An 8,678-nucleotide genomic window follows, 5' to 3' on the forward strand; every position below is an offset into this window, starting at 1 on the left:
GTCCAACTTCACTCCATCCGGAGATAAGAAATGAAAGATTTGCTAAAGATGTACCAACCGGCGCGCCAGTCGCTCGAGTTCGACTCGATCAAGATTGCGCTGGCCTCGCCGGAACAGATCCAGTCGTGGTCCTACGGCGAAGTCAAAAAGCCGGAAACCATCAACTACCGTACCTTCAAGCCGGAACGTGACGGTCTGTTCTGTGCCGCCATCTTCGGTCCGATCAAGGACTACGAATGCCTGTGCGGCAAGTACAAGCGACTGAAGCATCGCGGCGTCAAGTGCGAGAAATGCGGTACCGAAGTCGCACTGGCCAAAGTCCGTCGTGAACGCATGGGTCACATTGACCTGGCTTCGCCGGTTGCTCATATCTGGTTCCTCAAGTCCCTGCCGTCGCGCATGGGTCTGATGCTGGATATGACGCTGCGCGATATCGAAAAGATCCTGTACTTCGAAGCGTTCGTCGTCACCGATCCCAAGATGACCGATCTGGAACGCGGTCAGCTGCTGAACGAAGAGGAATACCTCAAGGCTCGCGCGGAACATCAGGGTCAGTTCGATGCCGCCATGGGTGCCGAGGCTGTTTACGACCTGCTGCGCTCGATTGATCTGCCGTCGGAGATGATCCGTCTGCGCGAAGAAATCGCCACGACCGGTTCGGAAACCAAACTGAAGCGCCTTACTAAGCGCATCAAGCTGATCGAAGCGTTTATCGAATCCGGCAACAAGCCGGAGTGGATGGTGCTGACCGTGCTGCCGGTGCTGCCGCCGGATCTGCGTCCGCTGGTTCCGCTTGACGGTGGCCGTTTCGCAACGTCGGATCTGAACGATCTGTACCGTCGCGTCATCAACCGTAATAACCGTCTGCGTCGCCTGCTTGAACTCAATGCGCCGGAAATCATCGTGCGCAACGAAAAGCGCATGCTGCAGGAATCCGTCGATGCCCTGATGGATAACGGCCGACGCGGTCGTGCCATCACCGGCACCAACAAGCGTCCGCTCAAGTCGCTGGCCGACATGATCAAGGGCAAGCAAGGCCGCTTCCGTCAGAACCTGCTCGGCAAACGCGTTGACTACTCGGGCCGTTCGGTCATCGTAGTCGGTCCGTACCTCAAGCTGCATCAGTGCGGTCTACCCAAGAAGATGGCGCTGGAACTGTTCAAGCCCTTTATCTTTGCCAAGCTGCAGCAGCGTGATCTCGCTTCGACGATCAAGGCCGCCAAGAAGATGGTGGAACGCGAAGAGCCGGTGGTATGGGACATCCTCGAAGAGGTCATCCGTGAACACCCGGTGCTGCTGAACCGTGCGCCGACCCTTCACCGTCTGGGTATCCAGGCGTTCGAACCGGTCCTGATTGAAGGCAAGGCCATCCAGCTGCATCCGCTGGTGTGTACTGCATTCAACGCCGACTTCGACGGTGACCAGATGGCCGTTCACGTGCCGCTGTCGCTCGAGGCACAGCTCGAAGCCCGTGCGCTGATGATGGCATCGAACAACATCCTGTCGCCTGCTAACGGTGAGCCGATCATCGTGCCGTCGCAGGACGTGGTGCTGGGTCTGTACTACATGACCCGTGCGCTGGTGAACAAGAAGGGTGAGGGCATGGCCTTCGCCAATCTGTCCGAAGTCAAGCGTGCCTACGACAACCGCGCCGTTGAACTGCATGCGATGTGTAAGGTCCGTATCACCGAAACCGTCATTGACGAAAACGGTGAACGTTCCGAAAAGACCTCGGTGGTGGATACCACTGTCGGTCGCGCCTTGCTGCAGGAAATCCTGCCGAAGGGTCTGCCGTTCGAACTGGCTAACGTTGAACTGACCAAGAAGAACATCTCGCGTCTGATCAACTCGTGCTACCGCCGTCTGGGTCTGAAGGACACCGTGGTGTTTGCCGACCAGCTGATGTACACGGGCTTTGCCTATGCAACCCGCGCCGGCGTGTCCATCGGTATTGATGACATGATCATCCCGGACGAAAAGACCTCGATTCTGGCCGAAGCCGAAAGCGAAGTGCTGGACATCCAGGAACAGTATCAGGGCGGTCTGGTGACCAGCGGCGAACGCTACAACAAGGTCGTCGATATCTGGTCGCGTACCAACGAACGCATCGCCAAGGCGATGATGGAAACCATCGGTACTGAAAAGGTTGAGAACGCAGCAGGCGAAACCATCGACCAGAAGTCCATGAATTCCATTTACATCATGGCCGACTCGGGCGCCCGTGGTTCGCAGGCTCAGATCCGTCAGCTCGCCGGTATGCGCGGCCTGATGGCCAAGCCGGACGGTTCGATCATTGAAACGCCGATTACCGCGAACTTCCGCGAGGGTCTGAACGTTCTTCAGTACTTCATCTCGACCCACGGTGCCCGTAAGGGTCTGGCCGATACCGCGCTCAAGACGGCGAACTCGGGTTACCTGACCCGTCGTCTGGTGGACGTGGCACAGGACGTCGTGATCACGCAGGACGACTGCGGTACCGAACACGGTCTGACCATGACCCCGATCGTCGAAGGCGGTGACGTCGTCGAGCCGCTGCGCGATCGCGTGCTGGGCCGCGTTGTGGCCGAGGACGTGTTCCTGCCGGGCGATACGGTGGATCCGATTGTTACCCGCAACACGCTGCTCGACGAGCAGTGGGTGCAGGTCCTCGAAGACGCCGGTGTGCAGTCGATCAAGGTCCGTTCGACCATTTCGTGTGAAGCCGACTTTGGCGTCTGCGCACATTGCTACGGTCGTGATCTGGCCCGCGGCCATCTGGTCAACCATGGTGAAGCCGTCGGCGTCGTCGCCGCACAGTCCATCGGTGAACCGGGTACGCAGCTGACCATGCGGACCTTCCACATCGGTGGTGCCGCATCGCGTGCTGCTGCAATCGATAACATCACCATCAAGACGACCGGTAGCGTCAAGTTCAGCGAAAACTGCAAGTTCGTCGAACAGACCAAGGGCAACCTGGTTGCCGTGTCGCGCTCGGGCGAAGTCTCGGTGCTCGATGATCACGGCCGTGAACGCGAGCGTTACAAGATCGCTTACGGCGCCTCGCTGTCCGTCAAGGAAGGCGCTAAGGTCACTGCCGGTCAGACCATCGCGACCTGGGATCCGCATAACCACCCGATCGTTTCCGAAGTCGAAGGCTTCATCCGCTTCGTTGACTTTGTCGACGGCGTGACCGTGTCCGAGAAGGTCGATGACCTGACCGGTATGAGCTCGCGTGAAATCACCGATCCGAAGCGTCGTGGTTCGCAAGGCAAGGATCTGCGTCCGACCGTCCGCATCGTGGACAAGAAGGGCAACGATCTGAACATCCCGGGCACCGATCTGCCGGCTCAGTATCTGCTGCCGCCGAAGTCGGTCGTAAACCTGGCCGACGGCGCTCCGGTGAACGTGGGTGACGTGGTCGCCAAGATCCCGCAGGAAGCTTCGAAGACCCGCGACATCACCGGTGGTCTGCCGCGCGTTGCCGACCTGTTCGAAGCCCGTCGTCCGAAGGATGCGGCCATCCTGGCTGAAATCTCCGGCGTCGTCAGCTTCGGTAAGGACACCAAGGGTAAGCAGCGTCTGATCATCAAGCCTGCCGATGGTGAAGATTACGAAGAACTGATTCCGAAGTACCGCCAAGTCGTCGTGTTCGAAGGCGAACACGTGACCAAGGGCGACACTCTGGTGGACGGCGAACCCGCACCGCAGGACATCCTGCGTCTGCTCGGCGTCGAACCGCTGGCCGTGTACCTGACCAAGGAAATCCAGGACGTGTACCGTCTGCAGGGCGTGAAGATCAACGACAAGCACATCGAAGTGATTGTGCGTCAGATGCTGCGCAAGGTTGAAATCACCAATCAGGGCGAGTCCAAGTACTTTGCCGGTGAACAGCTTGAACGTCAGCGCGTTGTCGAAGAGAACGCCAAGCTAGTGTCCCGGAACGAAACCCCGGCCAAGTTCCTGCCGGTCCTGCTGGGTATCACTAAGGCCTCGCTGGCAACCGAATCGTTCATCTCGGCGGCATCGTTCCAGGAAACGACCCGCGTGCTGACCGAAGCGGCTGTCCGCGGCACCCGCGACACCCTGCGCGGCCTGAAGGAAAACGTCATCGTCGGCCGTCTGATTCCGGCCGGTACCGGCTTGGCGTATCACAAGGCCCGTCAGAAGACGACCACGCTGGGCTTCAGCGATGCCGACCTCGACGTACTGTCCGCTACCCCCGCCAGCGAAATTGTCGAAGAGATGATCGACCTCAACGACATGGCTGCAGTGGATGACAGCGATGCACCCGTCGCCGACACCGCCGAGATCATGATGATCGAGGAAGATGTCGCCGATAACGGCATCGACAGCATCATCGAAGAGTAATCCTCGAACTGTCCGTCAAAGAGAAGGCCACCGAATCCGGTGGCCTTTTTCTTTGGGCGAAAGGTACAATACTCAAACCGTACGAACCCGAATGGAAGTATGAACTACCGTGCCATCATGGGAGCGCTTGAGCGCCATTTTGAACCCGCCACCTTATTCAAGTGGGGCTTCAATCTGTCGCCCATGTTCCGCCGGACCACGGCCCGCATTACCGACGTGACGCCGGACCTGCACCGCGTCCACGTCGAGCTGCCTATCAGCTGGAAAAACCGGAACTATGTCGGGTCGATTTTCGGAGGCAGCCTGTTTTCTGCGGTGGATCCGATTCCCATGGTCCAACTGCTGCGCATCCTGGGCGATGACTATGTGGTCTGGGACAAGGAGGCCACGATCCGGTTCCGTCGGCCTGCCTATAATGACGTGGTCGCCAATTTCATTTACTCCGAGGCCGAATTGAGCGAAATTCGAGCGCAAGTGGCGGAGCAGGGTGAGATTCTGTGGGAAAAGGTGACCGATTTGACGGATCGGGACGGGCACACGGTCTATTCCAGGGTGACCAAAACCCTGTACGTGGCCACCCAGGACCACTACCGCGCCAAGCAGGCGATGCGCCGGGAACGTGCGCAGCCCTAGATTTTCTGATAGAATGTGGCCTCGCGGTGGATCCGAACGGATTTCGGGCCACCCCAGATCACCAAAAGCGGCTAAACGGACTTGCCGCGTGTTGGGACCAATGGATTGGCGGGATCGCCGTTTTCCCCTGTGTTTGGCTGCCTTCGGGTGTCCCGAGCACGGGAATAAGGACTAGCTTGCAGGCCCAAGAGGCCCGTCGCAGGCTGTCCTCTTTTTGCTTTTCAGTTTTTCGCTTTACCCTCGGAGCCTGATGTCTTTGCTGACAGCAGGATCCAAACAAACCTTCTTTTTTCTTTATCAGAGCACATAGGTAACCATGGCAACGATTAATCAGCTGGTCCGCAAGCCGCGTACCCCTGAAACCTACAAGAGCACTTCGCCGGCACTGGCGAACTGCCCGCAACGTCGCGGCGTCTGCACCCGCGTTTACACCACCACCCCCAAGAAGCCGAACTCGGCTATGCGTAAGGTGGCCAAGGTGCGTCTCACCAACGGTTACGAAGTCATTTCGTACATCGGTGGCGAAGGCCACAACCTGCAGGAACACAGCGTGGTCCTGATCCGCGGCGGCCGTGTCAAGGATCTGCCGGGTGTGCGTTACCACACCGTCCGCGGTTCGCTCGACGCCGCCGGTGTCGCTAAGCGTCGCCAACGCCGTTCCAAGTACGGCGCCAAGCGTCCGAAGGCCTAATACCTGCATTTCGCGCGCCGCCTGGCGCGGTGGCCCACCGGCCAGTGCAGGCAGCGCCTCTTGCAGGTTTCCCGTTTCATCAAATTCAAATAAAAGGTACGCAAAATGTCGCGTAAAGGTTCCGCCCCACAGCGTTCGATCCTGCCGGATCCCAAGCACGGTAGCGAGACGATCGCCCGTTTCATCAACATGGTCATGAAGTCCGGTAAGAAGTCGATCGCTGAAAAGATCGTCTACGGCGCTATGGACGTCATCGAAGCCAAGAACAGCAATGCTCTCGAACTGGTTGAAAAGGCGCTTGATAACGTCGCTCCGACCGTCGAAGTCAAGTCGCGTCGCGTCGGCGGTGCCACCTATCAGGTACCGGTCGAAGTGCGCGCGTCGCGTCGTATGGCTCTGGCCATGCGCTGGCTGATCGAATCGGCCCGCAAGCGCGGTGAAAATTCGATGCCGCGTAAGCTCGCTGCTGAACTGCTGGACGCCTCGGAAAACCGCGGCGGCGCCATCAAGAAGCGCGAAGAAACGCACCGTATGGCTGAGGCCAACAAGGCCTTCGCGCACTTCCGCTGGTAATCAGCGGTCGTTGCAAAACCTTCAATGCCGTCCTGCGCACCGTGCGCGGGGCGGCCTTGAAACCCAAACCCAATACAAACTGGAAGGTTCCCCGTGGCCCGTACCACACCAATTGAACGCTACCGTAACTTCGGCATCATGGCTCACATCGATGCCGGCAAGACCACCACGTCCGAGCGCATCCTGTTCTACACCGGCGTTAGCCACAAGATCGGTGAAGTGCACGAAGGTGCTGCCACCATGGACTGGATGGAACAGGAACAGGAACGCGGCATCACCATTACGTCTGCTGCGACGACTGCATTCTGGAAGGGCATGGACAAGTCCCTGCCGGAACACCGTCTGAACATCATTGACACCCCCGGCCACGTTGACTTCACCATCGAAGTCGAACGCTCGCTGCGCGTGCTCGACGGCGCCGTGTTCGTGCTGTGTGCCGTCGGCGGCGTGCAACCGCAGTCGGAAACCGTCTGGCGCCAGGCCAACAAGTACCAGGTGCCGCGTATGGCCTTCGTCAACAAGATGGACCGTACCGGTGCCAGCTTCTACAACGTTGTCGAACAGCTGAAGTCGCGTCTGGGCGCTTACGCCGTGCCGATGCAAGTGCCAATCGGCGCTGAAGACGGTTTCGAAGGCGTGGTCGATCTGCTGAAGATGAAGGCCATCGAATGGGACGTCGCTTCGCAAGGTACCAAATTCGAATACAAGGACATCCCGGCTGAACTGGTCGAGAAGGCCACCGAAGCCCGTAGCTTCATGGTTGAAGCTGCCGCTGAAGCCAGCGAAGAGCTGATGGACAAGTATCTGGAAACCGGCGACCTCGAAGAAGCCGAAATCATTTCCGGTCTGCGTCTGCGCACGCTGAACGTTGAAATCGTGCCGGTGTTCTGCGGTACCGCATTCAAGAACAAGGGCGTGCAAGCCATGCTCGACGGCGTGATCAACCTGCTGCCGTCGCCGGCTGACCGTCCGCCGGTGCAGGGCATCGACGACAACGAAAAAGAAGATTCGCGCAAGGCTTCGGATACCGAACCGTTCTCGGCTCTGGCATTCAAGATCATGACCGACCCGTTCGTGGGTTCGCTGACCTTCTTCCGCGTTTACTCGGGCGTGCTGAACAGCGGCGACCAGGTGTACAACCCGGTCAAGTCGCGTAAGGAACGTGTTGGCCGCATCCTGCAGATGCACGCGAACAACCGCGAAGAAATCAAGGAAGTTCGCGCCGGTGACATCGCTGCCGCCGTGGGCCTGAAGGACGTCACCACCGGTGACACCTTGTGTGCTCAGGACTCGATCATCACTCTGGAACGCATGACGTTCCCGGAACCGGTGATCTCGATGGCTGTCGAACCGAAGACCAAGTCCGACCAGGAAAAGATGGGTCTGGCTCTGGGCCGTCTGGCTCAGGAAGATCCTTCGTTCCGCGTCCGCACCGACGAAGAATCGGGTCAGACCATCATCGCCGGCATGGGCGAGCTGCACTTGGACATCATCGTCGACCGCATGAAGCGCGAGTTCAACGTTGAAGCCAACGTCGGCAAGCCGCAAGTTGCTTACCGCGAAACGATCCGCAAGGCCGTCAAGACCGAAGGCAAGTTCGTCCGTCAGTCGGGTGGTAAGGGTCAGTTCGGTCACGTTTGGCTCGAAATCGAACCGCAGGAACCGGGTGCCGGTTACGTGTTCGAGAACGCCATCGTTGGCGGTGTGGTTCCGAAGGAATACATCCCGGCCGTTGACAAGGGTATTCAGGAAGCCATGGCCAACGGTATTCTGGCCGGCTACCCGATCGTTGACATCAAGGTCAAGCTGTTCGACGGCTCGTACCACGAAGTCGACTCCTCGGAAATGGCGTTCAAGATCGCCGGTTCGATGGGCTTCAAGGATGGCTTCAACAAGGCCAGCCCGGTCCTGCTGGAACCGATCATGAAGGTCGAGATCGTTACCCCCGAAGATTACCTGGGTGACGTGATGGGCGACGTGTCACGTCGTCGCGGCATTCTGCAGGGTCAGGACGACAGCCCGTCGGGTAAGGTCATCAACGCGATGATCCCACTGGGTGAAATGTTCGGCTACGCCACGACGCTGCGCTCGATGTCGCAAGGCCGCGCCACCTTCACCATGGAATTCGACCATTACGCAGAAGCACCGGCCAACATCGCCGAATCCGCTCTGAAGAAGTAATGTCGAAGACTGAATGAGTAAAGGGGGCGCCGCAGATTGAAAAATACGCCGGCGTCCCCAAATCTCAGACAGTCAGAACATTTCCGGTTTTCCGATTTTTGATTTCACTTTTTAGGATTTAATACAATGGCAAAGGGTAAGTTTGAACGCACCAAGCCGCACGTTAACGTCGGCACCATCGGTCACGTTGACCACGGCAAGACCACGCTGACCGCCGCACTGACCAAGATCGGCGCCGAGCGTTTCGGTGGCG

Annotated in this window: 5 protein-coding genes and 1 pseudogene; all 6 read left to right on the forward strand. The window is 58.6% G+C overall.

The genetic code is table 11. From position 1 onward, the window contains the following. Positions 1-30: 30 nt before the first annotated feature. Positions 31-4,203 (forward strand): annotated as a pseudogene (gene rpoC / locus V3390_RS05095) (DNA-directed RNA polymerase subunit beta'); the annotation flags it as partial. Between the two features lie 243 nt (positions 4,204-4,446). Then, positions 4,447-4,980: a DUF4442 domain-containing protein gene (locus V3390_RS05100; RefSeq protein ID WP_331703607.1), complete on the forward strand. Its 534-nt coding sequence runs from the start codon at positions 4,447-4,449 to the stop codon at positions 4,978-4,980. 316 nt (positions 4,981-5,296) lie between these two features. Beyond that, positions 5,297-5,671, forward strand: a complete 375-nt coding sequence (rpsL, locus tag V3390_RS05105) for a 30S ribosomal protein S12 (RefSeq protein WP_331703608.1) — start codon at positions 5,297-5,299, stop codon at positions 5,669-5,671. Between the two features lie 105 nt (positions 5,672-5,776). Next, the gene (rpsG, locus tag V3390_RS05110; protein ID WP_331703609.1) at positions 5,777-6,244 is read left to right on the forward strand and encodes a 30S ribosomal protein S7; all 468 of its coding nucleotides are present in this window, start codon (positions 5,777-5,779) and stop codon (positions 6,242-6,244) included. A 93-nt stretch (positions 6,245-6,337) separates the two neighbouring features. Next, positions 6,338-8,425 (forward strand): elongation factor G, encoded by a 2,088-nt coding sequence (gene fusA / locus V3390_RS05115; RefSeq protein WP_331703610.1) that lies wholly within the window; start codon positions 6,338-6,340, stop codon positions 8,423-8,425. Positions 8,426-8,551: 126 nt separating this feature from the next. Further along, a partial coding sequence (locus V3390_RS05120) for a GTP-binding protein (protein ID WP_049472805.1) occupies positions 8,552-8,678 on the forward strand: 127 nt, incomplete at its 3' end.

This window comes from Aquilutibacter rugosus (genome assembly GCF_036541335.1).
Taxonomy (GTDB): Bacteria; Pseudomonadota; Gammaproteobacteria; order Xanthomonadales; family Xanthomonadaceae; genus Aquilutibacter; species Aquilutibacter rugosus.

Bases quoted from the DNA above. Each gene is read 5' to 3' on its own strand.
- V3390_RS05100 (WP_331703607.1), top strand. From the start codon at position 4,447: ATGAACTACCGTGCCATCATGGGAGCGCTTGAGCGCCATTTTGAACCC.
- rpsL (WP_331703608.1), top strand. From the start codon at position 5,297: ATGGCAACGATTAATCAGCTGGTCCGCAAGCCGCGTACCCCTGAAACC.
- rpsG (WP_331703609.1), top strand. From the start codon at position 5,777: ATGTCGCGTAAAGGTTCCGCCCCACAGCGTTCGATCCTGCCGGATCCC.